The organism is Pseudomonas sivasensis (genome assembly GCF_013778505.1).
GTDB lineage: Bacteria > Pseudomonadota > Gammaproteobacteria > Pseudomonadales > Pseudomonadaceae > Aquipseudomonas > Aquipseudomonas sivasensis.
Genome location: NZ_JAAOWU010000003.1, coordinates 485,622 through 510,521 on the forward strand (window position 1 = coordinate 485,622; position 24,900 = coordinate 510,521).

General features: G+C 52.7%; 26 protein-coding genes, 3 pseudogenes and 1 riboswitch. Of the genes and pseudogenes, 19 read left to right on the forward strand and 10 right to left on the reverse strand.

Features of this window, described 5'->3' with window-relative positions; genetic code table 11:
* Nucleotides 1-60: 60 nt before the first annotated feature.
* On the reverse strand, nt 61-561 hold the full coding sequence (locus G9Q84_RS08600) for an LA2681 family HEPN domain-containing protein (RefSeq protein ID WP_242461403.1): 501 nt from the start codon (nt 559-561) through the stop codon (nt 61-63).
* 625 nt (nt 562-1,186) lie between these two features.
* On the opposite strand from G9Q84_RS08600, the pseudogene G9Q84_RS29990 reads away from it, so the two are divergent.
* Nucleotides 1,187-1,957: pseudogene (locus G9Q84_RS29990) on the forward strand (MCP four helix bundle domain-containing protein); the annotation flags it as partial.
* A gap of 129 nt (nt 1,958-2,086) precedes the next feature.
* A complete protein-coding gene (locus G9Q84_RS29995) occupies nt 2,087-2,815 on the forward strand; it encodes a methyl-accepting chemotaxis protein (RefSeq protein WP_477749764.1) in 729 nt (242 codons plus the stop codon).
* A 227-nt stretch (nt 2,816-3,042) separates the two neighbouring features.
* Here G9Q84_RS29995 and ppa read toward each other — a convergent pair whose 3' ends face one another.
* The 3 genes from ppa to crcB are packed head-to-tail and all read right to left on the reverse strand — an operon-like array spanning nt 3,043 to nt 4,323.
* On the reverse strand, nt 3,043-3,573 hold the full coding sequence (gene ppa, locus G9Q84_RS08610; protein WP_181643139.1) for an inorganic diphosphatase: 531 nt from the start codon (nt 3,571-3,573) through the stop codon (nt 3,043-3,045).
* Between the two features lie 2 nt (nt 3,574-3,575).
* Nucleotides 3,576-3,929 (reverse strand): DUF190 domain-containing protein, encoded by a 354-nt coding sequence (locus G9Q84_RS08615; RefSeq protein ID WP_181643140.1) that lies wholly within the window; start codon nt 3,927-3,929, stop codon nt 3,576-3,578.
* Between the two features lie 10 nt (nt 3,930-3,939).
* A complete protein-coding gene (gene crcB, locus G9Q84_RS08620; RefSeq protein ID WP_181643141.1) occupies nt 3,940-4,323 on the reverse strand; it encodes a fluoride efflux transporter CrcB in 384 nt (127 codons plus the stop codon).
* Between the two features lie 143 nt (nt 4,324-4,466).
* Nucleotides 4,467-4,528: riboswitch (Fluoride riboswitch) on the reverse strand.
* 203 nt (nt 4,529-4,731) lie between these two features.
* On the opposite strand from crcB, the gene G9Q84_RS08625 reads away from it, so the two are divergent.
* From G9Q84_RS08625 to G9Q84_RS29205, 5 genes and pseudogenes are all read left to right on the forward strand, one after another.
* Complete coding sequence (locus tag G9Q84_RS08625) at nt 4,732-5,031, forward strand: hypothetical protein (protein ID WP_181643142.1); 300 nt, start codon at nt 4,732-4,734, stop codon at nt 5,029-5,031.
* A gap of 136 nt (nt 5,032-5,167) precedes the next feature.
* On the forward strand, nt 5,168-5,950 hold the full coding sequence (locus G9Q84_RS08630) for a DUF4253 domain-containing protein (RefSeq protein WP_242461404.1): 783 nt from the start codon (nt 5,168-5,170) through the stop codon (nt 5,948-5,950).
* Between the two features lie 667 nt (nt 5,951-6,617).
* Complete coding sequence (locus G9Q84_RS08635; RefSeq protein WP_181643143.1) at nt 6,618-8,258, forward strand: methyl-accepting chemotaxis protein; 1,641 nt, start codon at nt 6,618-6,620, stop codon at nt 8,256-8,258.
* 400 nt (nt 8,259-8,658) lie between these two features.
* On the forward strand, nt 8,659-10,146 hold the full coding sequence (locus G9Q84_RS08640; RefSeq protein WP_181643202.1) for a SulP family inorganic anion transporter: 1,488 nt from the start codon (nt 8,659-8,661) through the stop codon (nt 10,144-10,146).
* Between the two features lie 88 nt (nt 10,147-10,234).
* Nucleotides 10,235-10,366: pseudogene (locus G9Q84_RS29205) on the forward strand (DNA mismatch repair protein MutT); the annotation flags it as partial.
* 179 nt (nt 10,367-10,545) lie between these two features.
* On the opposite strand, the gene G9Q84_RS08645 reads toward G9Q84_RS29205, so the two are convergent.
* Nucleotides 10,546-11,340, reverse strand: coding sequence for an AraC family transcriptional regulator (locus G9Q84_RS08645; RefSeq protein ID WP_181643144.1), 795 nt, complete (start codon nt 11,338-11,340; stop codon nt 10,546-10,548).
* Nucleotides 11,341-11,429: 89 nt separating this feature from the next.
* Between G9Q84_RS08645 and G9Q84_RS08650 the strand changes: the two genes are divergently transcribed.
* Nucleotides 11,430-12,677, forward strand: coding sequence for a CynX/NimT family MFS transporter (locus tag G9Q84_RS08650; protein WP_181643145.1), 1,248 nt, complete (start codon nt 11,430-11,432; stop codon nt 12,675-12,677).
* Here the strand turns inward: G9Q84_RS08650 and G9Q84_RS08655 are convergent.
* Nucleotides 12,590-13,501, reverse strand: coding sequence for a LysR family transcriptional regulator (locus G9Q84_RS08655; RefSeq protein WP_181643146.1), 912 nt, complete (start codon nt 13,499-13,501; stop codon nt 12,590-12,592). The two genes, G9Q84_RS08650 and G9Q84_RS08655, sit on opposite strands and share 88 nt — an antisense overlap.
* 143 nt (nt 13,502-13,644) lie before the next feature.
* Between G9Q84_RS08655 and G9Q84_RS08660 the strand changes: the two genes are divergently transcribed.
* From G9Q84_RS08660 to G9Q84_RS08685, 6 genes and pseudogenes are all read left to right on the forward strand, one after another.
* Nucleotides 13,645-15,042, forward strand: a complete 1,398-nt coding sequence (locus G9Q84_RS08660; protein WP_181643147.1) for an amidohydrolase family protein — start codon at nt 13,645-13,647, stop codon at nt 15,040-15,042.
* A gap of 11 nt (nt 15,043-15,053) precedes the next feature.
* Nucleotides 15,054-15,527, forward strand: coding sequence for a DMT family transporter (locus tag G9Q84_RS08665; RefSeq protein ID WP_181643148.1), 474 nt, complete (start codon nt 15,054-15,056; stop codon nt 15,525-15,527).
* 39 nt (nt 15,528-15,566) lie between these two features.
* Entirely contained in the window at nt 15,567-16,427 is an 861-nt protein-coding gene (locus tag G9Q84_RS08670; RefSeq protein ID WP_181643149.1) for an SMP-30/gluconolactonase/LRE family protein, read from the forward strand.
* A gap of 388 nt (nt 16,428-16,815) precedes the next feature.
* On the forward strand, nt 16,816-17,946 hold the full coding sequence (locus G9Q84_RS08675; protein WP_181643150.1) for a sensor histidine kinase: 1,131 nt from the start codon (nt 16,816-16,818) through the stop codon (nt 17,944-17,946).
* A 31-nt stretch (nt 17,947-17,977) separates the two neighbouring features.
* Nucleotides 17,978-18,361, forward strand: a pseudogene (locus G9Q84_RS08680) (ATPase domain-containing protein); the annotation flags it as partial.
* A 24-nt stretch (nt 18,362-18,385) separates the two neighbouring features.
* On the forward strand, nt 18,386-18,748 hold the full coding sequence (locus tag G9Q84_RS08685; protein WP_181643151.1) for a response regulator: 363 nt from the start codon (nt 18,386-18,388) through the stop codon (nt 18,746-18,748).
* 204 nt (nt 18,749-18,952) lie between these two features.
* On the opposite strand, the gene G9Q84_RS08690 is transcribed toward G9Q84_RS08685, so the two are convergent.
* On the reverse strand, nt 18,953-19,285 hold the full coding sequence (locus tag G9Q84_RS08690) for a hypothetical protein (protein WP_181643152.1): 333 nt from the start codon (nt 19,283-19,285) through the stop codon (nt 18,953-18,955).
* A 466-nt stretch (nt 19,286-19,751) separates the two neighbouring features.
* Here G9Q84_RS08690 and G9Q84_RS08695 point away from each other — a divergent pair, with 466 nt between their 5' ends.
* Entirely contained in the window at nt 19,752-20,216 is a 465-nt protein-coding gene (locus G9Q84_RS08695) for a 3'-5' exonuclease family protein (protein WP_181643153.1), read from the forward strand.
* Nucleotides 20,217-20,846: 630 nt separating this feature from the next.
* On the opposite strand, the gene G9Q84_RS29765 is transcribed toward G9Q84_RS08695, so the two are convergent.
* Nucleotides 20,847-21,344, reverse strand: a complete 498-nt coding sequence (locus tag G9Q84_RS29765; protein WP_181643154.1) for a helix-turn-helix domain-containing protein — start codon at nt 21,342-21,344, stop codon at nt 20,847-20,849.
* 239 nt (nt 21,345-21,583) lie between these two features.
* Here G9Q84_RS29765 and G9Q84_RS08705 point away from each other — a divergent pair, with 239 nt between their 5' ends.
* From G9Q84_RS08705 to G9Q84_RS08715, 3 genes are all read left to right on the forward strand, one after another.
* A complete protein-coding gene (locus G9Q84_RS08705; protein ID WP_181643155.1) occupies nt 21,584-21,979 on the forward strand; it encodes a DUF6957 family protein in 396 nt (131 codons plus the stop codon).
* Nucleotides 21,980-22,186: 207 nt separating this feature from the next.
* On the forward strand, nt 22,187-22,480 hold the full coding sequence (locus G9Q84_RS08710; protein WP_242461405.1) for a hypothetical protein: 294 nt from the start codon (nt 22,187-22,189) through the stop codon (nt 22,478-22,480).
* 90 nt (nt 22,481-22,570) lie between these two features.
* Nucleotides 22,571-22,954: a hypothetical protein gene (locus G9Q84_RS08715; protein ID WP_110625214.1), complete on the forward strand. Its 384-nt coding sequence runs from the start codon at nt 22,571-22,573 to the stop codon at nt 22,952-22,954.
* 78 nt (nt 22,955-23,032) lie between these two features.
* On the opposite strand, the gene G9Q84_RS08720 is transcribed toward G9Q84_RS08715, so the two are convergent.
* Complete coding sequence (locus G9Q84_RS08720; RefSeq protein WP_181643157.1) at nt 23,033-23,530, reverse strand: hypothetical protein; 498 nt, start codon at nt 23,528-23,530, stop codon at nt 23,033-23,035.
* A gap of 171 nt (nt 23,531-23,701) precedes the next feature.
* On the opposite strand from G9Q84_RS08720, the gene G9Q84_RS08725 reads away from it, so the two are divergent.
* A complete protein-coding gene (locus G9Q84_RS08725) occupies nt 23,702-24,361 on the forward strand; it encodes a hypothetical protein (protein WP_181643158.1) in 660 nt (219 codons plus the stop codon).
* A gap of 95 nt (nt 24,362-24,456) precedes the next feature.
* Here the strand turns inward: G9Q84_RS08725 and G9Q84_RS08730 are convergent, their stop codons facing one another.
* Complete coding sequence (locus G9Q84_RS08730) at nt 24,457-24,792, reverse strand: hypothetical protein (protein ID WP_181643203.1); 336 nt, start codon at nt 24,790-24,792, stop codon at nt 24,457-24,459.
* Nucleotides 24,793-24,900 lie beyond the last annotated feature (108 nt).

Sequence of the window (24,900 nt, forward strand, 5' to 3'; positions counted from 1 at the left end):
ATCCTCAAGCCTCTGGCCCAGAGGGCCGGCGCGCTCCGCTTGCGGTAATGGCCTATAAGCTCAAGCGTTAGTCAACATCTTCATCCTGACCACCATGGTGCGGCGTACAAGGGCTGTTCGATGCGCCAGTATGAGTGCCGAGGTATCAGGGCCATACATTGCATAGTCGAGAGTGTCTGCAAACTGCCCTGTTTTCGGCCAAACGCTTCCATCACTTGCACGCCATGCCAAATCCCGTGCGAGAACAAAATCGCTCTTCAGCATATTGAACATGGCGAACAATGGCGGCGGGCTCCCCCCCATATCTATCTCACGCTCGAGAATTCCTGGAAGGGTAAGCCAATCTAGCTTGCCCAAGGACGGATCGACGAGCTCGACAGTTGGGGCTAACGTCAGGCGCTCCTCCTCCACCCATTTGATGAATGGGTCGATGTGCTCAGGCCGCGATAGCGGGTCACTTAACTCACCTGCTAGCGCTTCAACGTTGGCCGCTAGCGGTTTATAGCCGCCATCAGTAGCCAGGAGCATTTTTTCGAAAGCGCTGCCTCTGTAGTGATGCAAAGCCTACTTCGCGAGACCTTCGGCGACCTTCCTGCATAGTAGTTCGAGGGATATTCAGATTGCTTCTGCTTTGAGCTTGCCCCCTTCGGGGTTCGGCTGGCGTGAACCAAACCCTGACTGCGCCAGGTTTTGGCCCTCCGGGCGTTCATCCTCAAGCCTTTGGCCCGTCGTGGGCCGGCGCGCTCCGCTTGCGCTTTGGGCTAGGCGCTACAGGACTCGGTTGAGTATGAGCATCCCGTTTAAGGACTGGGCGACATTCTAGTGGTGCCACCGTTGAAGGACGCGCGCGAGCGCGGTACGGCTATTTACGTCAAGCAAGTGCAAAACTATCTCGTTGGTTGATTGCTAAAGCGTAGATCTGAAATACGAATAAGAATGCCTAGTCATTCAGTTACGGCTTTGTAATTTTTTGCGCTGTTTGTGTTTTTATATCCCTGAAATAAAAAATTACCGAATCCTATTTCGTTCGGAAATTCGAGATGGCACTGCGGTAGTTACAACTAGAAACATAATATTCCGAATATAAAGCCAACCTTTACGGGTTGCATTGCACTACCCGATGAACGGTACTTAAGCGCGCCTAACGAGTGACGACATAGCTGACAATTCAAACGAGGCTCTCATTATGATATTGCGCAAACTCAACCTTGCTCCACGCTCGGCTCTGTGCTTCGGTTTCTTTTGCCTGATGATTATTGCGCTGGGGATCATCGCTCTCAAACAGGCGTCAAGCTTGAAGGATTCTGAAAGCTTCGTTGAGACGAATGTCGTACCCAGCATATTCATACTTGGCGTAATTGACAGGGAGTTCGTAAGTATTAGAGGTAGCAACGCACGGTTGCGAAACCCCGTAGAGCCAGAGAGCCGTAAAGCTCAAGCTTTGGAGGAATTGAAGAGGGCTAGAGTTAATATTCAGAATTCTCTGTCGAATTTGCAACCGCTTATTGTAACCTCGATGGGCAAGCAGAAAATTGATGAGCTTTCAAAAAGCTTAACCAGCTATCAGGTGTTACAAGATCAATACCTATCTCTAATTTCTTCTGGAAATTTAGACGAAGCAGTCAAGCTTTCCAGCGAGTCGATGAAACAATCTGCTGACGCTGTTGAGGGCGATATCAAAGGAATGATAGAAGTTAACAATAGTAAGGCTAAACGAGCAGGGGAGGAGGCGAGCCAAACCTATGAACAAGCTAAATTGATCGTTGGTGGTTTTATATTGATCAGCACCTTGGCCGCTATTGCACTAGCTCTGATGTATACCCGAAGTATTACCAGCCCGATCAGTCAATCATTAGCCATTGCTGAGCGCATAGCTAAAAACGATCTCACCGGAGTTATTGAAGCTCAAGGGCACGATGAGGTGGCCAGGCTCATGCGGGCGTTAAGCGCTATGCAGCATGGTCTGCGAAATACCCTTTCTTTGATATCTGATTCCTCCAATCAGTTGGCGTCGACTTCTGAAGAAATGCATGCTGTCACCGAAGACGCAAATAAAGGCATGCTGCGTCAAAATAACGAAGTTGAAATGGCAGCAACTGCCGTCACTGAGATGAGTGCAGCGGTAGAAGAGGTAGCTAGGAATGCCTCGCAAGCTTCTGAAGCAGCCAATCGATCCAACTCCGCCGCGTTGGCTGGCCGTGCACGCGTCGATGAAACCGTACAGGCCATTAGCTTGATGGTCGCAAATGTTGAAGACGCATCCCAAGAGGTACAAGGGCTCGCCATAATGGCCACCGACATCAGCAAGGTTTTGGATGTGATACGCGCTATCGCCGAACAGACCAATCTTCTTGCGTTGAATGCGGCTATCGAAGCCGCTCGTGCCGGTGAGGCTGGTCGAGGCTTCGCAGTAGTCGCTGATGAAGTCCGAGCATTAGCTCATCGTACTCAGCAATCAACCAGTGAAATTGAGCAGATGATCAGCTCAATTCAAAAAGGTACTGGATCTGCTGTGTCTGCAATGACTCACACAAACACCCAAGCCCAGAAAACTCTGGACACTGCTCAAGGCGCTGGTTCCGCGTTGGTGGAGATTACCGAATCTATCGACAATATTACTGAGCGCAACGTCCTGATTGCGACCGCGTCGGAAGAGCAGGCCCAGGTTGCAAGGGAGGTAGATCGCAGCCTGGTGAGTATCCGTGATCTTTCAAATCAAGCGGCAGAGGGCTCAAGTCAGACAGCTATTGCAACGTCCGAACTCACAAAACTAGCGGTCGAATTGAACAGGCTGGTTAAGCAATTTCAAATGTAGTGATAGCCTTCTTTACTGGAGGGTTGCATTCTTAAACTAACGACATCTACCAGGCAGCTCGCAACTTTGAAGTAGAAATCCGGTGTTCCGGGTCTTCGGAGCACCGGTAGGATAATTCTTTGATTTTCACCTTTCCGTTGTCATCCTGGCGAAAGCGGAATGGTTGTGACCGTCCTCAAAAGCCCTCCGTCTGCAGCGTGAGAGCTCTAATTGAATCTGGAGTAAGCCTATTTGGGGATATACGCAGCTACCGACTTGCGAATCTCTTCCCGCGCTTCATCGGCGCTGCCCCAGCGGCCCATCTTCACCCACTTACCCGGTTCCAATGCTTTGTAGTTTTCGAAGAAGTGCTGGATCTGTGCGAGGAGTAACGCAGGGAGGTCTGAGCACTCCTTGACGTCGCTGTACATAGAACTGAGTTTGTCATGAGGCACTGCAATCACCTTGGCATCCGCTCCGGCTTCGTCCGTCATATACATCACACCCACTGGACGACTACGAATGACAACGCCAGGCGATACCGGGTAAGGGCAAACCACCAGGACGTCCAGCGGATCACCATCTTCGCTCAGCGTGTTCGGGATAAACCCGTAGTTGGCCGGGTAGAACATCGGTGTGCTAAGGAAGCGATCAACGAAGATCTGTCCACTAGGCTTGTCCACCTCGTACTTAATCGGCGAATGGTTTGCAGGAATCTCGATAACGGTGAAAAAGTCATCGGGGATGGCGTTACCAGCTGGAATATCTGTGTAGCTCATGTTCATAGCTCCGAAGTTTTGGAAGGGGCTGCGCTGGAGGGCGTTTTTCCAAGAGTGCCCATCTCGATTGGCGTCTTAGTGAAAAACACCGAAATCTCCTCGGAGTCCAGTCGTGTGAACAACCGTGCTGCCTCATCTTCCGTGATTGCCAAGCGAATTTCCGTGGGCTGATCAGCCAGCTCAAAAAAATGTGATGAATGCAGTTTGCCGGTGTGCCCAAACCCTTCAATTCCAGTGCAGAGCGTGGCGCCGCGTAACCCCATCTCTTTAGCCACATCGACGATCCATTCGCCGAGCATCTTTCCTTGGTAGCGACGGTTCTGTTGGGTGAAGAAAACGACCATATAGCCTTTCATTTCTAACTCCTCAGCGAGTACCAATCATTTGGTAGGACAGAAGCCCGGCAGCGGTCATCGCTAACGAACCTATGACGTGCAACGAAATTGAGCCAAGCGCCCAGAGCAGTCTGCCTTCCTGAATCAAGGCAACCGTTTCGGCTGAAAATGTAGAAAAGGTGGTAAGCCCGCCACAGAAACCCGTGATGATCAGGAGACGCCACTCTGGGCTTAGTGTCGGAGATGCAGCCAAGAAGGCGATGGCCAAGCCGATGATGTAACCCCCAACCATATTCGCGACCACAGTGCCTGGAGGAATCGTAGGAAACAGAGCATTCAGCTTCATCCCCAAAAGCCAACGCAACCAGGCTCCAAGTGAAGCGCCAACGGCGATAAGTACAAGTGATTTCAGCATGGCCGGCCCACCTCATCAGATCTGAGTGGACTAACGGCCAACCGGCTTGCGCGGGAGCGGAAAGATAAGAAACGCTTGAAGGGTAAAGTCATATCCTGTCCTAGATTGGGGACAGGGAGCCACACCTACGCTCCCTGTCTAGGGTTCACGTAGGCATCATCAGCACAAGGCGGTTTTAAGGAGGAATGCCATCTCCTTTTTCATCCTATAACACCGCATGCAAAGGGTTCAAGTTGTCTTTAGCAGTACACTGGCGAGGTATCCACAGTATCATCCGACTAATATTTGAAGGGCATGCTGACTCTCCTAATGACGCACCAAGCAAGACAGATCTAAGTTTCAGGCATATTCCCGTTCCGCTGTGCCTGTAAGTCTACTTGTATCTACTCATGGGTAAGTCACAGCGCGATGGATAAGAAAATTACCGTCGATCAACTGGCTACCACCGACCTAAGATCAATCAACGAAATATGGCTCGGCGGGACGCATATCCAGCTATGCCTATGGCGTGGCAAACAAGTCTTCACCCACGAAATAATGAGCGAGGGCACCCACGATCAGAACGTCCGACGCCTGTGCTTGCAGTTGGTCGACTCTGACGATCAAACCGCAGTGACCAGCGTTGAGGTAATTGTGCGCGAACGGCTGAAAAACATGGGGAAGGAGGGCGAGTTTTATCCCGCTGGGGAGGCGGACACTCATCAATAAGAAAAGGAGCATCGGGCATTCATGGGGAGTTAATCCAAGGCCAGCTGTCGCTTGGAAGCGTATCTTCCGATGATGATCCTGGAGCGCTTAGGATTACTCACTCAATTCAGTAACACCATGGAGCAGGCCACGGTTTATGGATATCGAATTTCGCGGTAATGGCATGCGTGAAAACCCGTCTGTAGGTACATGCGATGAGTACGGCGTGAGCGGGATTACTAGCTTTGACGATCTGACCGAAGCTCGTCGTAACATTGCTAAGGCGCACCCAGGCTTTAAACTCCTGATCTCGCTCGATGATCTGCACCAAGCTCGCTACACCTCGGGGCATGCGCGCAATAATTTAGGGATGGACGATGCATCGGAACAGGACGTAGCGGGCTTACCTCCAGAGTGCTTCGAGCAGGGTGAATACATAGGCTATCCGACTACGAAAGCGGAGTTTGCAATTTGCTATCGCAATTTCATGAACCTGGTAGCAGCCACATCTTTCGAAGATGCTTGCGCTCATGGTTTGACACTCAATGAGCAGGCCCTGCAGGAGTGGATCGCTTACCAGAACGACCCTATTTCTCTTCTAGAGCAGCCCCTTTCAGCTCTCCTGGTACCCGTTCAGCAGTCTTGCCAGGCACTTGCGGCTTTTCCGAATGGCTATTTCACTTCAGATCTGGATCCAGCGAAAAACTTTGCGGTTGCGCGTCACTTTTCAGAAACACATGGCTATGAGTTGATGGGAGTAGGTGCTTCTCACATCGGCTTCATTCGTTCTGAGCCGCCTGATACACCCCTAGCGAACGTAGTAGCCAAAGACTTCTGTGCACTCTATAACACTAGCGATGAAGACCGACAAGCGCGCGTTTGCGCAGTTGCACAGGCGATCTCCGGTCGGACGCATTTGTGGCTCCGTTACGTGGAATGATCTCCGTGCGCAGCAAAAGCCTGGCTGAATAGAGGCCAGAACTTGTGAGAGGTCTGGGGGAATTTGGCTGTCTTTAGGAGGGTAGTTGCTTTTCACGTTGTGTTCGGCCCGCGACGATAGTGCTACTGAGTCAAGAAAGATCTGACTGACTTACGTCTCTTGGCGAGCCGCTTTGCGCGGGCAGGCTGTCGTAAACCGAGCTCCCGCGTCCCGCTGTATCTCGGCCCTGCGGGCGTCCGTCCTTCACGCTTTCGGCTGTGCCAGCCTGCGCGCTCCGCTTGCTTCGGTTACTCAGCGCTTTCCGACGTCCTGTAGTTAAGCTGGATTGGCGCCCACAGACTCCCAGCTGTCTCGATCTAGTGAAAGGATCAGAGAGGCATCAGCTATTCAGATTGCTTCGCACCAAGCTGGGAAAGGCGGCCTTCAATGGGCGAGAAGCTAACTCTGTCAAGTTGTTCTCAGTGGACATTCAAAAAACCTAACAAATGAAGCGCGAATTATTATCAAAATTAACATCACCTATGCTTATGGTAATAAATATAAAAAGCAATCTATTTGAGCTGTGCGTGAGAAAAAAGCTCAATAAACATACTTGCCTGCCGATACCTTCCCTGATCAATGGCACGCCTCAAGGTTGACCATATCTCCCCTATGAAGAGAAAGCTCTATGACTTGGTTTTTGAACTTGCGCCTTGCGGCAAAACTGTCCACATCATTCTTGATATGCGCATTGATAACTATCGCGATTGGGCTCGTCGGGATGAACGGCAACTCACGGCTGGGCGACGCGATTTCATCTGTATTTAGCAATAATATAACTTCAATTAACAAGGTAAATGAGGCCCTGCAGCAAGTAATTTATCATAATAGAGACCTATACTTGTTGCTGGCACAAAAATCTAGTGGTGCAGCTGAGGGGGAACTCGCAACCACTCAAAAATCATTGTCTGACCGCCAGCGTGCTGTAGAGAAAGCATTTGCTATTTATCGTAGCACCCCGCTGCGCGATGACGAAAAGGCCTTAGGTGATAACTTTGAACGGGATTGGCCTGCTTATATTAGAGCGGGAGAGCAGTTCGCAAATGTTTTGATGTCGGGGGATTTGCCAAGGGCGAGATTGCAACTGATAGGAGACGTCAGCGATAAGTACGGTTTCGCTGAGAAAGAGATGTTAGGGATAATTGCATCTAACAATGATCAAGCGGACGATCTCCGAAGTGAAAGCGATGCGCTTATTCAAAGTTCTAAGCTAACGATGATTGTAGGTATGGTAATCGCGTTCGTCCTGGCAATGGGCCTGGGTGTTCTTATTACGCGACTCATTACCCGGCCACTCTCCTATGCAGTATCGGCTGCAGAGCGTATTGCAGGTGGAGATCTTACGCAACGTATTGACGCAGGTAGCCAGGACGAAACCGGGAAATTACTGTCCTCCCTTGATGAGATGCAGGCGAGCCTTCGAAGCACAATTCAAAATATATCCAGTGCATCAGATCAGCTAGCTTCGGCAGCAGAAGAGCTGAGCGTCGTAACGGACGAGAGCACACGGGGTCTTACTCAGCAGAACAGTGAAATCGAACAGGCTGCTACCGCTGTGAATGAAATGACAGCTGCGGTAGATGAAGTCGCTCGCAATGCCGTTTCTACAGCAGAAATATCGCAAAGAACCAATCAAGACGCCATGGCTGGCAAAAGTAAGGTTGGAGAAGCTGTTGTAGCGATTGAAGGAATGGTTGGGGAAATCAACTCATCGAGCTCGCAGGTTCAAGAGCTTGCTCATCAGACGAAAGAAATTAGCAAGGTGCTTGAGGTCATCAGGTCGATTGCTGACCAAACCAATCTCCTAGCTCTGAATGCGGCCATTGAAGCTGCACGAGCGGGCGAGCAAGGTCGCGGATTTGCAGTAGTAGCTGACGAGGTAAGGGCTCTAGCTCATCGTACCCAATCATCGACTATTGAAATCGAGGGGATGATTAACGCTGCTCAGACAAGCGCTACTTCTGTAGTAGAAACCATGACCAAGAGTCAGAGCCAGGCAAATAACACACGTCAGCTTGCGCAGGCTGCAGGCATTGCTCTGGAGTCAATCACGGAGGGTGTAGCTGCAATCACAGAACGCAACCTGGTTATCGCAAGCGCGTCAGAAGAACAGGCACAGGTTGCTCGTGAGGTAGATCGTAACCTCGTCAACATTCAAAGCCTGTCAGCTCAAACAGCTACAGGTGCGCATCAGACAAATGCCTCGAGCCACGAACTCTCGAGGCTGGCAGTGTCCTTCAACCAGTTGGTAGCCAAATTTAAGCTGTAGATCCCGCAGGAAAGTGCGCTTTTGCTGGCGCACTTTTCACCCTACGTTACACAAGCACGGGATTGCCAATAGGTATAACTCAACTCGAACCGACCAAAGCGAGTCGGCGGGTGGCAATCAAAGTTCACTCAATTGTATACTTATTGCGCAGTCTTACCCTTGAGCTACAGGAACATCAGCATGACTGTACTCCAAACGATCTACTGGCAGCCTACGCCGCCTTAGCGCTAGGCCCCCTCGCAATACCTCGTATCCGCCTGTTCCGCTCGCGGTGCGTTCTGCTGTATGCCCGGTTCTCACACCCAAAGCACACAGCCAAATAATCCTCAAAATATGAATTCGTATCGACGCGCTCGCCATTCGCCTGGTGTGCGTTCGGTGCATTGCCTTGGATATTCTGATGCTGCAATCACTCAAAAAAACGTGGTTCTCTAACGTTCGTGGAGATGTGCTCGCGGGAATCGTGGTCGCACTAGCGCTGATCCCCGAAGCCATCGCCTTTTCCATCATCGCCGGCGTTGACCCAAAGGTCGGGCTTTACGCCTCTTTCTGTATCTGTGCTGTTATCGCCTTTGTCGGTGGTCGTCCCGGCATGATCTCGGCGGCTACCGGCGCCATGGCACTGCTCATGGTTACTCTGGTTAAAGAGCACGGACTTCAGTATCTGCTTGCAGCCACGTTGCTCTGTGGGGTACTTCAAATCCTTGCCGGCTACCTGAAGCTTGGCTCGTTGATGCGCTTTGTTTCACGCTCGGTAGTCACCGGCTTCGTAAACGCATTGGCGATTCTGATATTTATGGCGCAATTGCCTGAGCTGACCAATGTCACCTGGCATGTCTACGCCATGACGGCAGCGGGCCTCGGGATCATCTACCTGTTCCCATACGTACCTAAGATCGGCAAGCTGATTCCGTCACCGTTGGTGTGCATCCTGACGCTGACTGCCGTCGCCATTTACCTCGGTTTGGATATCCGCACCGTCGGTGACATGGGCCAACTGCCTGACACGCTCCCGATCTTCCTCTGGCCTGAAGTTCCGCTGACTTTTGAAACCCTGCGCATCATTTTCCCGTACTCGGCTGCCTTGGCTGTAGTGGGTTTACTCGAGTCAATGATGACCGCGACCATTGTCGACGATCTGACCGATACCACCAGCAACAAAAAACGCGAGTGCAAAGGCCAGGGTGTGTCCAACATCGCTGCCGGCATGCTTGGCGGCATGGCGGGTTGCGCGATGATCGGCCAGTCAATCATCAACGTGAAATCGGGTGGCCGCACCCGTCTCTCGACATTGTGTGCCGGCGTTTTCCTGCTGCTGATGGTGGTATTTCTTGGAGAATGGCTCTCAAAAATCCCTATGGCCGCACTCGTAGCAGTCATGATCATGGTGTCAATCGGTACCTTTAGCTGGGATTCCCTGCGCAATCTGAAAGAGCATCCGCTGTCGACCAACCTCGTCATGGTGGCGACTGTCGTGGTCGTCGTGGCCACTCACAACCTGGCCTACGGCGTAATGGTAGGTGTGCTGCTGGCTTCGCTGTTCTTTGCTAATAAGGTCGGGCACTACCTGGATATCAAGACCACTCTGGAAGAGACGGAGTCGCATCGGACTTACCACGTCATGGGCGAGGTGTTCTTTAGCTCTGCAGACAAGTTCACTGAAGTTTTTGACTTCAAGGAAGCGCTCAACAAGATCACCATCGATCTCACGCAGGCGCATTTCTGGGATATCACCGCCGTCGCAGCGCTGGATAAGGTGGTTATTAAGTTCCGCCGCGAGGGCGCCGAGGTAGAAGTGCTCGGTCTCAATGAGGCCAGCGCCACAATCGTTGAGCGCTTCGGCGTGCATGACAAGCCTGGTGCCATCGACAAGCTAATGAGCCACTAAGGAGAACAACAATGACCCACGTAATGGCATGCATTGATAACTCACAATCCTCATTGGCGGTCTGCGATTACGCAGCATGGGCCTCGCATACATCGAGGAGCACCGGCCCTATTGGAAGCCACACTACGATCTGATGCACATGACCTCGCATTTTCATCAATGCGAAGTCGCACCCCGGCTAGCTCCCGTGAGAATGGAAAGCCACGAAATCGCCAATGGTAGGGGGTAGCCGAACGGGCTCGGCTCAACCTCACGATCGACCGATTCTGGTCGGTCACCGCCAATTTTCACTGGCTGTATTGGGGCGATTTCGGTCAGTCGTGAGAGGCAGAATCGGCCAGAAGCGGACGTAGAGTGATCACCCTACAACCTCGGCGCTCTGTATCAGCCACCGGAGCATTAACGCAGAGAGGAAAAATACTGAGTAGGCGGTTTACCCAGTGCTTTCTTGAACATCGTGATGAATGCATTAACTGAGTCATATCCCAGGATGCCCGCCACACGTTGAACGGATACCCCCTCCGCCAAATGACTCAGTGCGATCATCAAATGCAATTGTTGACGCCAGCGTCCGAAGCTCAGCCCGGTCGTGCTTTCTACAAGCCTGGCCAGCGTTCGTTCACTGGTTGCAAGCCGAGTGGCCCACTCGCGCAACGTGGTTCGGTCGCCTGGATCGGAGAAGAGCGTATCGGCGATTTGTTTGATCTTGGGGTGGTCTGATATCGGCAAATGCAGCTCTTTCAGCGGGGCATCGGAAAGCTGCTCAAGCAGCACTGCAACCAGTCGCGCTGTCTTGCTCTCGTCACGGTAAGCAGGTTCCTGTTCAGCGAGATGCAGAATCATCTCCCGTACCAGGGGAGTGATGGCAACAGTACAACACGCTTCAGGCATGGCTGCCGCGCCTGGCTCAACAAACAGAAAGCAGGTACGGGCGCTCTCGGTTACGCGGCAGCTGTGCGGCGTGCCGCCTGGGATCCATACCGCATGTTGAGGAGGCACAAGCCAAAGTGCATCTTGTACCTCACAGCTAACCGCACCGTGCAAAGACAGGATCAACTGACCTTTACGGTGGTCATGCGAGCTGACACCTGAGTAACTCAATTCGGGCGCAATCTTTAGGGCAATCGCTGCCTGAGCGAAAAGATCTGAATCGAAATCTTCCGGCGAGGTAACGACATTTTTTGAGATTGGCATAATTTAGATGTCGGGTGTCTTAATGTCTATATTATACGGTTCTGAAGTTCTCTACAGTTGTCTTCTTTATAAGAGGACAGATAAAGAATATGTCAGACACAAAAAACAAGTGGCATGCCATCGCGCTCGTCGCAGGCATTCTGCTTATCGCCGTGAACCTGCGCGTTCCCTTTACCAGCATCGCGCCCGTTTTGCCGCTGATCCAGAATGCTTTTGGCTTGAGCGCCTCAGCTCTAGGCCTGCTTACGTCACTTCCATTATTTGCCTTCGCCGCCTTCTCTCCGCTCAGCGCGTCGGTCGCCCGCAGGTACGGAATCGAGCGCACGCTTTTTGGTGCACTGTTGGTCATTTCATCGGGCATCCTGCTCCGCTCCGCAGGCAGTGCCTGGGCGTTGTACGCCGGTACGATATTGATAGGCACCGGGATCGCACTGGGCAACGTGCTGCTGCCCGGCCTGATCAAACGCGACTTCTCAACGAAAATGGCGTCCATGACCGGCGCTTACTCCATCACGATGGGCGCAGCAGGCGCTGTCGGTTCAGCCGTGATAATTCCGCTGACCCAATCATGGGGATGGCCGATTGCACTGAGTTTGTTGGTCGCAGCCCCGTTGTTGGCGCTGGTGGTGTGGCTGCCGCAGTTGAAAAAACACAAACACGTAAATCTGTCCGGTTCGAAAGAAGCGCCAACCGTGGCCGTCTGGCGTTCGCCGCTGGCATGGCAGGTCACGCTGTTCATGGGGCTAAACGCGATGCCTTTTTATGTCGCTGTCGGCTGGCTGCCGACCATTTTGATAGACCATGGAATATCCCCCGAGCAAGCAGGTACGGTACACGGCACGCTTCAACTGACCACGGCCATTCCCGGCTTGATTCTGGCGGCCACACTTCGCCGTCTCAAAGACCAGAGACTGGCAGCCGCTACCGTCAGCCTGTTAACCGCCTTATCCCTGATCGGGCTCATTTATGCGCCAGGCTACGCCATTTTGTGGGCCGCGCTCCTGGGCTTCGGCTCTGGCGCCAGCATGATGCTCGGCCTGACCTTCATCGGCTTGCGCACAAAAAATGCCGGTGACACGGCGGCACTTTCAGGAATGGCGCAGTGCGTCGGCTACCTGATGGCAGCCGCAGGCCCCTTGCTGCTGGGCCAACTGCACGACTGGATTGGTGGCTGGACAGCACCGCTGCTGATCACAGCCGCAATCTCCGTAGCCGGCGCATTCACCGGCATGCTGGCCGGGCGCAACGTTCAACTTGAACCTGCTGAATCATCGTCGCGAACAAACCCAGCAATCCAGTCAGCGAATGCGCTCACAGCTGGCGATAGAAAGCGCTGATGCGGGTATAGCAGGTGCACAGGAACCGATGCGGGCTGCCAGTCAGCAAGCACTTCGATCAGCCGCCCTTCTCGTAGATGCTCGCTGACCACGTTCTCAGCGAGCTGTACCAGCCCGAAGCCTTCAAGGCACATTTTGATGTAAAGCCCAGTCTCGTTGACAGCCGCTGTGCCGTTCACCGGGACTGAGATCTTTTCGGTGCCACGGGCGAAGCGCATTTCACCTGCTTGTCTTGCGCGGCCCGAGAAGTAATGGATGGCCCGGTGGTGAGACAAATCTTGCGGTGTTTGCGGAATACCGTTTTTTTCGAGATAGGCTACAGACGCACAGGTCACCCAGCGAAACCGGCCGAGTGGGCGCGCAACGAGCGTTGAGTCATCGAGCTCGCCTGTACGAATAACGCAATCGACACCCTCTTGAACCAGATCAACCTGCCGATCGTTGACGCCTATCATCAGGTAGATATCCGGGTAGCGCCTGTAAAAGTCTTGCAGGTTTGGCATGACGATGAAGTGTGCAATGCCACCCGGTATATCGACCCGCAAACGCCCCTGCGGTCGTTTTACGGAATCCGACAGACTGGTTTCCGTGTGTTCGATTAGCTCCAATATTTCCCGACATTGCGCCAGATATTGTGACCCCTCAGACGTCAGGCTGACTCGCCGAGTGGTTCTGTTCAGCAGGCGCACCTGCAGGTACTTCTCAAGATTCTTAACGCTGCTGGTAACTGTCGAGGCTGGCAAAGAGAGCGTCTGCGCCGCTTGGATGAAGCTTGCAGCCTCAGCCACACGGACGAAAATCTGCATTGATTGAATACGATCCATGACTGTCATCGACCTCAAAGCAGTGATTGGGAAAGGCTTCATTATTCGTATAAATTGAACAATAAAAACAGTTTTACCATCTTTTTCCCGCAGTATCGTCTTGCGTACAGTTCTTCCAACGAAATTTGAAGAGGTGTACCGAAATGGCTGAATACAACCGCAGCATCGTGCAGGCCCTGGCCGCTCCGGCCGCTAGCACACTTATTCGCAACGCCACTGTGCTGAGCATGGACGGCGATATCGGTAATCTGGCGCGCGGCGATATCCTTATAGAAGGAAGCACCATCACGGCCATAGGTGAAAACCTCGAGGCCGGCGACGCTATGGTTATCGAGGCATCCGGCATGATTGCCATGCCGGGCATGGTCGATACGCACCGTCACTCTTGGGAAGGGCAACTGCGTCGAATCAATCCGAATGCCGAAACCCTGGAAGACTACTGCAACGCTACGCACTTCTCTTTCGCCAAATACTATCGCCCGGCTGACATGTATATCGGCAACCTGCTGACTGCGTTGGGTTGCATCGATGCCGGTATCACCACCGTGGTCGATAACTCGCACAACAGCCGCACCGGCGCGCACTCCGATGCTGCCGTAGAGGCGCTACTTGATGCTGGTATCCGATCTGTACACGCCTCCGGTGCGCCAGTTTCCGGTGAGTGGGACAAAGCCCACTGGCCCGGCAACCTGGAGCGCCTGAAGGAAAAATACGTCAAGAACGGCGACAACCCACTGCTCTCGCTGGCAGTGATGGCGCAGCTGGAGCCTGAGCTATGGGCTGAAGCCCGGCGTCTGGGGCTGCCGATCATCACCGAATTTTTTGGCGGGGACATGGCAACTGAGTTGGAGGGTTTGCATCGCGAGGGCCTGCTGCGCCCCGATAACATCTTCAACCACTGCACAGCGCTGCCGGACGCCGGCTGGAAAATCCTTCGCGAGGCTGGCGTTCGGGTCAACGTATGCCCGCGTTCAGATGCCCACTACGGTATTGAAGATGGAATGTTCGCCATGCAGTCGGCCCAGCGCCACGGCATCAGCCCGGGGCTGAGTGTCGATAACGAAACCTCCTACAGCGGTGACATGTTCATGGAGATGCGGGTGGCGTTCTACCTGCAGCGCGTCATGGGCATGCACCAGCAGCGCTGCTGCGGCGCAGAACATCATCCGGTGACCCTACCTGCTCATGGCCTGCTCAAAGCCGCCACTCTCGACGGCGCTACCTGTGCCGGATTGCAGGACAAAGTCGGCAGCCTGGCCCCCGGCAAACAGGCCGACCTGATCCTTATAAACGCGCAGGACATCAACCTTTACCCGTCAGGCAACGCATTCGGCACCGTTGTACACGCGGCCGAACGCAGCAATGTCGACACGGTCATCATTGGCGGTCGCATCGTCAAGCGCGGCGGCAAGGTGCTGGGCGTGGACAGCGAAAGGCTGCGTGCAGCAATCGACGAATCCCGTGAGCATCTGTTTGCTGCCGCAGGCTACCAGCCGGATATTTTTGCCGAGACATTCATGCCGCTTGAGTCAGCCAAGTAAGGAGGCGCGAAATGAACGCAGCTTACTACCTGCTGGCCGTCTTCGCGGGACTTGGCATAACCCTGCAGACCACGCTGAATGGGCAACTCGCTACAGGTGTGGGTGGAGATTCCGTAGCGGCGGCGCTGTTCTCATTTACTGCCGGAGCGGTATGCCTGGGCGTATTTTCATTGATGCGTGGCGGGATAGTGGCCTCACTGGCGGCTATACCTGCCCAGCCCTGGTGGAGCCTGCTGGGCGGTCTGCTGGGTGCCGGTGCCTTGCTTAGTTATGTGGTGCTTGCGCCAAAAATCGGTCTATCAGCCCTGCTGGGCCTCGCTATCGCAGGGCAGATTATTTCGTCACTGGTTATCGATCATTTCGGATTGATGGGGGCATCGGAAAGGCCGGTATCTCTCGTCAAGTTGGCCGGGTCGATGGTGATGCTCACAGGCCTGGTCATCGCCCTGTTCGGTGACAGGTGGTCAGCGCTTTTCTCCAACTGACTGCCTTGTTTACCCCATCCTTTTTCGTAGGACGCCACCATGTTTAAAACCCTAACCAACACCACCAGCCTTCTTGGCGAGTGCCCTGTCTGGTGTGAAAGAACGGAGCGTCTGTTCTGGACTGACATCCCGGCCTGCGAGTTGCTTGCTCTGGATCCCGTAAACGACGAAGTGCAACGCTGGCCACAGCCGGAGCCATTGGGGTCATTTGCCCTCACGGCAGATGAAGACGTATTGCTGATGGGGCTGGCATCCTGCCTGGGCTACTACAACCTGATTACCTGTCATTTCACTAAAATTACGGCCACGCCTGGAGTGGCCGCAACCCGGATCAATGATGGCCGCTGCGATCGTATGGGCAACTTTGTATTCAGCACAATGGACGCCGGTGAGCAGGTGCAAACCATAGGCAGATTTCATCGGCTCAACGCGGCAGCGCTCGAGACAGAAACTCTAGACCTTCCCGCAGTGGCGATCCCGAACAGCATCTGTTTCAGCCCGGACGGTTCCACCATGTATTACGCGGACTCCCTGCAAGGATGCATTTTCTGCTGCGATTACCCGTCGCTAGAAAACCAGCGTGTATTCACTACAGTCAATGGTCAGGGTGCTCCAGACGGCTCTTGTATTGATGCGCAGGGTTTTCTCTGGAATGCGGAATGGGGCGGTAGCCGACTGGTTCGTTACGCACCCGACGGAAAAATTGACCGCGTGATCGACTCCCCATGCGTACAGACCACTTGCCCGATTTTAGCGGGCCCCGGTTATGAAACGCTTTACAGCACCAGCGCCCGGGTGGGGATGGATAAGCCGACAGATTCCGATGGTGCGCTGATAAAAGCCGAAGCCGTAGTCGCTGCGGGGCTTCCAGAGGAGCGATTTACTGGGCGACTGAACTGAATAGCGAGTTCTGACCTGTAGGGCCTTTCTAATGCCAATTTGGTAGACTTCAGTGAATGACCGCGTTTGGCCGATTCTGTTGTAAAAGTAGCTCCCCTGTTTGACCTGCGGCAAAATTGCTTCATTGGTCGGCGGGGGATCACATAGCATGATGGAACAGTTATCGAGTGGGCAGGAGCGACTGTTTTACTCGTTCAACCTTGAAGATCACATCCCAGCCAATCATCTTCTGCGCAGCATTGATCAGTGTCTCGATCTGAGTGACCTGCGCCATTGGGCATCTACTTAGAGCGCATGCTAAATGACTGAATCGGTGGTCTAATCCTGCCCATGCTGTTTCATTTCCGTTTTCGAGCTCGACTACGAATTTACAATCAGGATCATCGGCATGCGCTTGTCAGACTTCATAATTAAAAACCTGGAGCCCATTCTGCAGTCTTGGGAAGACTTCGCCAGAACCATTGAGGTGCCAGGCCAAGAATTGGACTCAAAGGGTCTGCGTGATCACGCAGAACAGATGTTGCGCGCAATTGCCCTAGACCTTCGCACAACCCCGCCCCCGCAAGAGCGAATTTCCCAATCCCAAGACAATGATCCTGTGGAGCAGTTGGAAACGGCTGCCGAAGTCCATGCGGTAACGCGCTTACTGGTAGGTTTCACACTGGATCAGATGGTATCGGAGTATCGGGCCTTGAGGGCTAGCGTGCTCAGTCAATGGCTGGGGCAGATGAGGGCTGGAACGTTTTTGGATGTGGACGATATGATCCGCTTCAACGGAGCAATTGATCAAGCGCTGGCCGAGTCTATCGCTAGTTATTCGCGTGCAGTGGAAGCCTCTCGTAACGTTTTTTTAGGCATTCTGGGACACGATTTGCGTACCCCACTGGGAGCTATTTTACTGGGAGCAGACGTGTTGCGGCGCTCGAAAAATTTTGAGGGGCGAGAGGCTAAAGTTGCACTGGGAATATTCACCAGCGTAAAGCGAGCCAGCCGAATTGTTAGCGACTTGTTGGATCTAACACGTTGCCAAATGGGCCCTGGAATTCCTGTCAAGAAGGTCGAGATTGACTTAAAGCCGCTATGCATACGCATAGTAGAAGAGATCCGCACCTTTCACCCAAGCGCGGACATCATATTTAAAGCAGAAGCGTCAGCTCTAGGTGAGTTTGATGGCGCTCGAATGGAGCAAGTTTTTTCCAACCTACTAAGCAATGCTGTGCAACATGGCGACCATGAATTTCCTATCAAAGTATCGCTCGATAGTTCTGATGGGAGCGTTGTATTCGTCGTCCACAATCGCGGCGAACCAATACCAGAGCATGTTTTACCGTTTATCTTCAGTCCCATGGGCCGCTTTTCTCAGAAAACTACGTTTGATGCCCGCCATAGCGCTGGCTTGGGATTGGGACTCTACATCGCTTCCGAAATCGTTGCCGCACACTCCGGCTCTATAGATGTGACCTCCGACAAACTGCACGGAACCACTTTTCTGGTAAAAGTACCTGCCGGTAAACGCTGAATTTGTGTTTGGTAGCCAGGCTTCACTATGGCTGCTCATCGATAGACTTCGCGGTATGACACGAGTCTCGACAAATCCGGCGCGCATTACTGACTTCTTCAGAGCTCTGATGAACGAGCTGCGATCCAGGGGCGTTACGGTATTTGCATCCTGGGAAATGCGCGATCTGTTTGGTTCAGAAGTCAGCGCACCAAACTCTGACCTGTCCAGCATCGTCGACAACCTGATGCTGATGCGATTCTATGAGAATCACTCTGAACTAAGCAGGACGCTTTCCATTCTTAAAGTACGAGACAGCTCTTACGACCCTTCGCGTTTTGAGGTCGTCATCCGTGATCAAGATGTTTTCCTGAAAAAGGCTTCAAGACATGAACCTTCAGTCCCGACTGAGACATCGCCCGGTTCAAAATCTTAAGCCTTTGTGCGGGTTGAATTTAACATGACCACCATCCTGGTCGTCGACGACGAGTATTTGATCGCTGATATTCTCAGTTTCGCGCTGGAGGACGAGGGGTTCATGGTGGTGACGGCCATCAACGGTCAGAAAGGGCTCGAGGTGCTGGATAGAGAGCGGCCTGCCTTGATCATTACTGACTTTATGATGCCGGTCATGGACGGCCTTGAGTTCGCCACTGCCGTTCGAGCGCTGCCTTCGGCGAATCAATTGCCGATAATCCTGATGAGCGGAGCTCAGGCCCACATCGGTATGGAGAGATCGGATCTGTTTGATGCAGTTTTGGCAAAGCCATTCAACATCGACTTGATCATTGCCGAAGTTAAAAAACTACTAGCCTCTGATTAGTAAGTGCCCCATGTGCATACCCATAGCAATCTCAAGCCGGGCTCCCCTCTAGCCCGGCGGCAGCTTAGCGACTGGGATGAGCGCAATAGCTCATCTGCAACATAAGCGGCGTGAGTGTGATGGTGCGACCGTCAAACGATTTAGATACCCGCAGCGTTGAAGCCACTTATAAGAGCCTTGGAGGGAGTGCGAACCTGGGCGTGGCTACATCGACTTTACCGAGACTACGTCCACATACTTGTACTTCTTCCTAGCGGCTTTCACGGCCTCTTGCTCAGCAAGCAACGAGCTCAACGTATCAGCCTCGTGAATCAACTCGTGCATTTTTCCCTCAAATTCGTTTCCAACCCTGAGAGTGACCTTCAGCCTAGGCGTAAAAGCTTTTTCCGCTTTCTTCTTCACCTGGGGAGGTGCTGGCTTTGTAGGCAATACTTCTGGCACATGCTCCTGTACTTGAGGGGCAGACACATGCTCTTCGGGCTGAGGCGTCCCGAATAGAGCACGACGCATTTCTTCTTCAGTTAATTCAGAGTTCATAGAACATCTCAAAGGGACGCATTTCGCTGGGCAAGTTCTAATAGGATTGTTGCTGACCGGTGTTCGGGGAGCCTGCTGGGACGTCAAATCCCCAATTCGATTTCAATACAAGAGCCTCGCAAGGCTCGCGAAAGCTGTGCCTTTGGCAGCAGTGTAATGATTCCATCAACTAAGTTGCTAGCGTGACGAGCGTGCAGCGTGACTGTGCCTGCATCAGGCGTTCGACCTGGCACGATGGCACCTACCCGCTGCTGGGCAATTTTCAGTATGCTCAAGACGTCCTGACTCACCTCATTGGTGGACAGGTGTTCAACCAGTGGTCTGGGTGGAGGGGCGGCGCGGCTCCACATTTCTATGACCGCTTGGAGGAGTCCGTCTGAGCCAAGATGCTCAAGGGCCATTTCCCATAGCTGCCCCTCCTGCGCCATATTCGAGCGAGCCCTAGTCATTACGGAGTTCTAACAAGGTGAGGGTCTTTCTTGATTGCGAGTTTACCAAGCTCTCAGCAGCAGCGGAGCTGATATCACTCGCATTGGTGGCCGAGGACGGGCGCGAATTCTACGTCGAATTGCTCGATACTTGGCAAGAAGAAGACTGCAGTGATTTCGTAAAGAAAATCGTGCTTACGCAGTTGTGGGGTGGGAGCTACGCATTGCCCATTGTTGAAGCCAGGATGTCGCTGCTCAGGTTTCTGACGTTATTCGAAGAGGAGGTCGAGATCGTCACGGATGCTCCCCAGTACGACTGGGAGCTTTTTTGCGATCTGGTATATGAGGACGGACGATGGCCCAGAATCGTTCGCAATTTTCCCGCTGACGCGACGACACTTGCTCCGACTAGCGAGGGTGACGAGCTGCCTCATCACGCGTTGCTCGACGCTAGGATTATCGCCGGCATGTTCAGGTCATTGAGCCGAGGGAATCCCGGTTAAGCCTGGGCGGGTTAGACGGAATTATACCTCTTGCTGATTCGCTGGATTTTCTTGATCTCTTATCACACCAACTCTCGTATAACCCACAAAAAAGTAGGATTAAATACTTGGTTTTTGATGGCAACAACGAGCCGGGCCTACGGCCCCAAATTGACGAGCAGGATACAAGGTGCGGAGTGGCATCCATAAGCGATGGTATTTGCTTGAGAGTGAGCTTAAAAAGCTGTCATATCAAAAGGGTCAGATAAAAACAGCGGCCAGCGAACCAGCCTCATTTCCAAAATGAAAAATGTGCCGTTGCAGGCAACCCTGCTTTTCTTTTGAGTTCAAAATATAGATCTCCGGTTTTGAAAAACGAATTCAAGGGCAGAGATTTCATAATGTCGAAAAAAAGACATTAATGTCGCATTTGTGTAAATTCTGAATCAGGATCTGGCACCATCGCTTATGGAGGTTCTCGTGCGCAGGGGGCTATGGATTAAGCCGGAAATAAGGTTATCCAGTGATCGAAGCCACTTGGCGGCAAACCGATCTTTCCGCTCGGCCTCGCGTTGTCGTGTAAGCCAAGCTCAATCTCAACGCACGGCCCCGAGCCCTTTGAGAGCACGTGCGTCAATCCAGCATTGTCCTCTAACAATCAGCTCTAGATTCGGTAGCGTTAATCCTCTTCCAATATCGATGCACAGTCGATAGAGCCAGCCCCGTCTCCCGCGCAATCTGCGATTGATTCATTCCAGCAGTCTTAAGCTCGCGAACGACGCTTTCGCTTCCCTTGTTCTGAGGCTTTCCAGGCTTACGGGGGGCAACCCCTCCATCAGTGAGCTGTTCAGCAAGAATTCCAAGACCTCCTTCTTTCTCAAACGCTTGCAGCTGCTTCAGGGCAGCATCCATGAGGACAGGGTAAGGGGTGTCTTGCTGTTGGGACATACATAGAGCTAGGAGGGCCAGAGGGTTTATTCGAAGGCCCTCAGCAAGGCTCTCGAACTTCTCAAGAGTAATGCTTGTTTCGCCTCGCTCGAGGGCGCTGAGTTTAGATTTCACGGAGGCGTCAGAAAGGTCTTCGTGCCGAAGTTGACGCTGCTTACGCAGTGCTCGGATGGCGCCTGCGAGTGCGATTCTAAGCTGCATGGCTCACTCAAAAGTCAGGATATAGCCACACAGGAGGGTTTCCGTTAAATACCAAAATGAGGTAGTATTGCGCATATCGCGATCAAGACGGCTCATAGCGAAGCTTCCGTAAGCTCGTTTTGGCAATTTATGGAAATTAGGTGAGAGCGTTTTGCTGCCCGTGAAGACCAGCGCGCGGACTTTCCAGCAAGCCTCTGGTGAGCAGGCGTACTACTCGTAAATGATTTCGGAGGCAGCACATGGTTAGAGTGATCGATGCGGGCCTTTTGGGAGACCCGGGAGCCTCTCTAGTTGGCTCAGAACTTAGCCTCGAAGACGCGATGTCTGCAGCCAGAAAGCGCTACAAATGGATGCCCCTCTGCGCCGTCGAGGAATGGATCATCCTAGACGCCATCGTCACCGACGAAGAGCGAGCGAAAGTTACCGCCGCAGGCTTCCAGCCAATCTTTCTTTTTGCCCACAAAGTTGTGCACGACGAGCAGCGGCGTTTCGAACCAGGCCATTGGGTGCGCTCAAGCATGGGCACCGCTTTCAAAGAAGGCTACCTATTCGAAACACGCAACACGGTCTACGTCTTGCTTGGCCCAGGCCATCGTAAGTCTGCTTCTATCGAAGCGATATTTTCCCTTTTCTGATTACCAACCGGTTCTGCTGGGCAACTGACGTGCTCCAGCAGCTTGAGGCGACACATGTTCAGAACCTTAGACAGCGACCTGATAGGCGTCCCAGGAATGTTCGGGGAGGGCGTGTCCCATTGGCGCGGAGTCTCAAGGCTGCTCCGAACGGCTTGGTACCACTTAACCCTTAGCGTCGAAAACGAGGGTCGGTTCAGCGAGTGCGCGATGATGATTGACGACACCCATCAGCTTCAAAAAATGTTGGTAAGCCAAGGTGCGGATTTAGTTATTACCGAGATTATGGCTGTGACGCCATCTTGGATGAATAAGTCCGGGAGCTGGCAGATGGAGCGGTTAACCAAAGTGTCCGTTGGGGAGGACGGGTCTGGTTCTGAGGTTTGCTTGCTGGAAGTGGCTAAGGGAGCTGTGTATCACACCTCACACCAGCGAGACTTCAAGATTGAGGCGCTGGCTAACCTGAGGCCCGTCTTTCTCTCAAGCATGATTCGATCAGCCTGAAATTTACCAGTAATCACCCACGATACCAGCGCTCCTGGTTGCGTGTGCAATTCTTGATAACTCCCTACAGATCGCAACCGGAGCGCAGTGATGCTCGACACCATAGATGTAAATTTCCACGGAAAACGCCATACAGATTTCGATCTCAAACGAATCATTAAAGCCCAGGAGCAAGGCTTTGATGTGCCAGTGACCGCGTACCTCTGCGGTGTTTCCATCAGGTCACGGGCAGGTATCGGCGTAGTTTTTGGCCACAAGCGGAAAGACCAGTATGGTCGGTTTGCTGACGGCCATCTGATTCGGACTTCTGACGTTCTGAAAATTGAACGTGAGGGGCGGTTCTGGGTAATGACAACGGAGAACTCCAGGTACGTGCTCACCACGTTCCAGCGTGAAAACGGACGTGCCAGCCTTCGCAAATTCCTGCGTCTTTCACAAGGGCAGCATCACCTAACCCCACGAGTGCTGCAGTGACTTGGAGTGAACAGCTAAGATGCTTTTCGTAGGGGAGGGTATACCCGCAGGAGAACGAGGGAAGCCCAACCCGCAGCATTATTCCGACTGCATTCTCCTGTCCCAGCCAAAGGTATCAGCGCAGGGCGCCAACCACTGCTGGATTTTTGCATTGCGTGCTAGCTCATTGGGCTTCAGTAAGCGTGCGCCCAAATCGACATGGCGAAGGAATTGAATCTCGAGACACTGTTCCAACTGCTCTGCCAGCAGTGGAAAGTCCATAAGCCTCTGCATGCGTGGCCACCTGACGAGCTTATGGTAGCGTAGCTGCTGAGACTCAATACGCAGATCATCATTCGGGCGCCACTGGACATTGAATAGATCGTCATGACGTGACAGGTCGACGCGCCAGTTACCACTGGATGGGATACACAGATCGAGCTTAAGGCTGTCAGGCCGCAATTTGTTGCGCTTGAAAACCCAATGCTCAGGTGGTTCAGTCATCAGATCGATAGAGCAGACGCTGTATGACACCTCAGCTATGTCGAATCGAGAGAACCATTCGGCGATTTCGGGACAGACCGGATGATCGAACACACTTGACCTCTTCCTGAGTAGTTGTCGGATGGCCGGGCAGCTTACTCGCTTGAGCCCTTGGGGGGCATTCAACGTTGTCCTGGCATGTACGATCAGAAGGTGACTGATCGAGCCCAGGAAACAAAGATTTGGACACCATTGTCGTGGCCTGACATAAATTAAGGACAAAATATGTTCAGCAAATCTCAGATCATTACCATCCCAGTCCTGATCTCATCGGTACTTTTACTCACCGGCTGCCCCCCATCACCGGAATTCACCCGATGGCAGCGTACTTCGACCTCTGTAGATGGTGTAAGAGCCGCAATGGCAGAATGTGGCGACCCTATGGCAGGGCCACAAAACCATTTCCCAATAAACGAACAGATAATTCACTTTCAGTGTATGCAGCGCCTCGGCTTTACCCGTAAAGACGGCTTTGAATACTGTGAAATAATGGAGAATATGCCAGCCTGCGTCGAAGAAAGGCAGGGTCGTCCGCTCAGTTTGTCGCAGCTCGAAGCGTTGCCGTTTGTAGAGGATGAAGCATTTCACCCAATCAAGCCTAATTCTGGTCGGGATGAACGTATGCAGGTCTCATGGCGTAAAGCGGGAGCATCACGCCATTTCGAATTCAAGGTAGTCAATGATAGTGAAGCCTTGCCGGTAATGTATGCGTGCGGCTATGCAAAACCACTAGGGTCAAATGTAGATGTCGCAAGCATCGGGCGCACTGCTGAAGTGCAGCGTTGCATGATTGATCATGGCTTTGAGCCCAAAAATAAAATTATGCTGGTTTGCCAGACTTACCCCCAAGTGACGGGCTGTTCGTCGAAAATGCCACCGAGTTGATGCAGATAGAGCAGAGAGTATAGGGGCTTGAGTGTGAGCGATAAGAGATCTTCCTAAGTGCACGATTTTCTACCTCATGAGCCCAGTTGCGTCGTTTACATCGATTTAACCGATACCACGTCCACGTACTTGTACTTTTTCTTGGCAGCCTTCACAGCCTCCTGTTCAGCAAGCAACGTGCTCAACGTATCAGCCTCGTGAATCAACTCGATCATTTTCCCCTCAAACTCGTTTCCAACGCGTAGCGTGACTCTCAGTCTAGGAGTAAAAGCTTTTGCCGCTTTCTTCTTCACTTGGGGAGCTACTGCTGGTTTTTTAGGCACTAACTCTGACGCATGCTCCTGTACTTGAGGCGCAGACACCTGGTCTTCGGGCTGAGGCGTACCGAATAGGGCACGACGCATTTCTTCTTCAGTTAGTTCAGAGTTCATAGAAATCTCAAAGGGGGCGGTAATCAGCTCGACGAATTTACTAGGATGGCTGCTCCAACGTGTATCGGGAAGCATGTGTGCCACTGTGAATTCTGGCTACGTGGAAAA

Coding starts and splice junctions, on each gene's coding strand:
- G9Q84_RS29995 (WP_477749764.1), top strand. CDS start 2,087: ATGGCAGCAACTGCCGTCACTGAGATGAGTGCAGCGGTAGAAGAGGTA.
- ppa (WP_181643139.1), bottom strand. CDS start 3,573: ATGAGCTACACAGATATTCCAGCTGGTAACGCCATCCCCGATGACTTT.
- G9Q84_RS08615 (WP_181643140.1), bottom strand. CDS start 3,929: ATGAAAGGCTATATGGTCGTTTTCTTCACCCAACAGAACCGTCGCTAC.
- crcB (WP_181643141.1), bottom strand. CDS start 4,323: ATGCTGAAATCACTTGTACTTATCGCCGTTGGCGCTTCACTTGGAGCC.
- G9Q84_RS08625 (WP_181643142.1), top strand. CDS start 4,732: ATGGATAAGAAAATTACCGTCGATCAACTGGCTACCACCGACCTAAGA.
- G9Q84_RS08630 (WP_242461404.1), top strand. CDS start 5,168: ATGGATATCGAATTTCGCGGTAATGGCATGCGTGAAAACCCGTCTGTA.
- G9Q84_RS08635 (WP_181643143.1), top strand. CDS start 6,618: ATGACTTGGTTTTTGAACTTGCGCCTTGCGGCAAAACTGTCCACATCA.
- G9Q84_RS08640 (WP_181643202.1), top strand. CDS start 8,659: ATGCTGCAATCACTCAAAAAAACGTGGTTCTCTAACGTTCGTGGAGAT.
- G9Q84_RS08645 (WP_181643144.1), bottom strand. CDS start 11,340: ATGCCAATCTCAAAAAATGTCGTTACCTCGCCGGAAGATTTCGATTCA.
- G9Q84_RS08650 (WP_181643145.1), top strand. CDS start 11,430: ATGTCAGACACAAAAAACAAGTGGCATGCCATCGCGCTCGTCGCAGGC.
- G9Q84_RS08655 (WP_181643146.1), bottom strand. CDS start 13,501: ATGGATCGTATTCAATCAATGCAGATTTTCGTCCGTGTGGCTGAGGCT.
- G9Q84_RS08660 (WP_181643147.1), top strand. CDS start 13,645: ATGGCTGAATACAACCGCAGCATCGTGCAGGCCCTGGCCGCTCCGGCC.
- G9Q84_RS08665 (WP_181643148.1), top strand. CDS start 15,054: ATGAACGCAGCTTACTACCTGCTGGCCGTCTTCGCGGGACTTGGCATA.
- G9Q84_RS08670 (WP_181643149.1), top strand. CDS start 15,567: ATGTTTAAAACCCTAACCAACACCACCAGCCTTCTTGGCGAGTGCCCT.
- G9Q84_RS08675 (WP_181643150.1), top strand. CDS start 16,816: ATGCGCTTGTCAGACTTCATAATTAAAAACCTGGAGCCCATTCTGCAG.
- G9Q84_RS08685 (WP_181643151.1), top strand. CDS start 18,386: ATGACCACCATCCTGGTCGTCGACGACGAGTATTTGATCGCTGATATT.
- G9Q84_RS08690 (WP_181643152.1), bottom strand. CDS start 19,285: ATGAACTCTGAATTAACTGAAGAAGAAATGCGTCGTGCTCTATTCGGG.
- G9Q84_RS29765 (WP_181643154.1), bottom strand. CDS start 21,344: ATGCAGCTTAGAATCGCACTCGCAGGCGCCATCCGAGCACTGCGTAAG.
- G9Q84_RS08705 (WP_181643155.1), top strand. CDS start 21,584: ATGGTTAGAGTGATCGATGCGGGCCTTTTGGGAGACCCGGGAGCCTCT.
- G9Q84_RS08710 (WP_242461405.1), top strand. CDS start 22,187: ATGATGATTGACGACACCCATCAGCTTCAAAAAATGTTGGTAAGCCAA.
- G9Q84_RS08715 (WP_110625214.1), top strand. CDS start 22,571: ATGCTCGACACCATAGATGTAAATTTCCACGGAAAACGCCATACAGAT.
- G9Q84_RS08725 (WP_181643158.1), top strand. CDS start 23,702: ATGTTCAGCAAATCTCAGATCATTACCATCCCAGTCCTGATCTCATCG.
- G9Q84_RS08730 (WP_181643203.1), bottom strand. CDS start 24,792: ATGAACTCTGAACTAACTGAAGAAGAAATGCGTCGTGCCCTATTCGGT.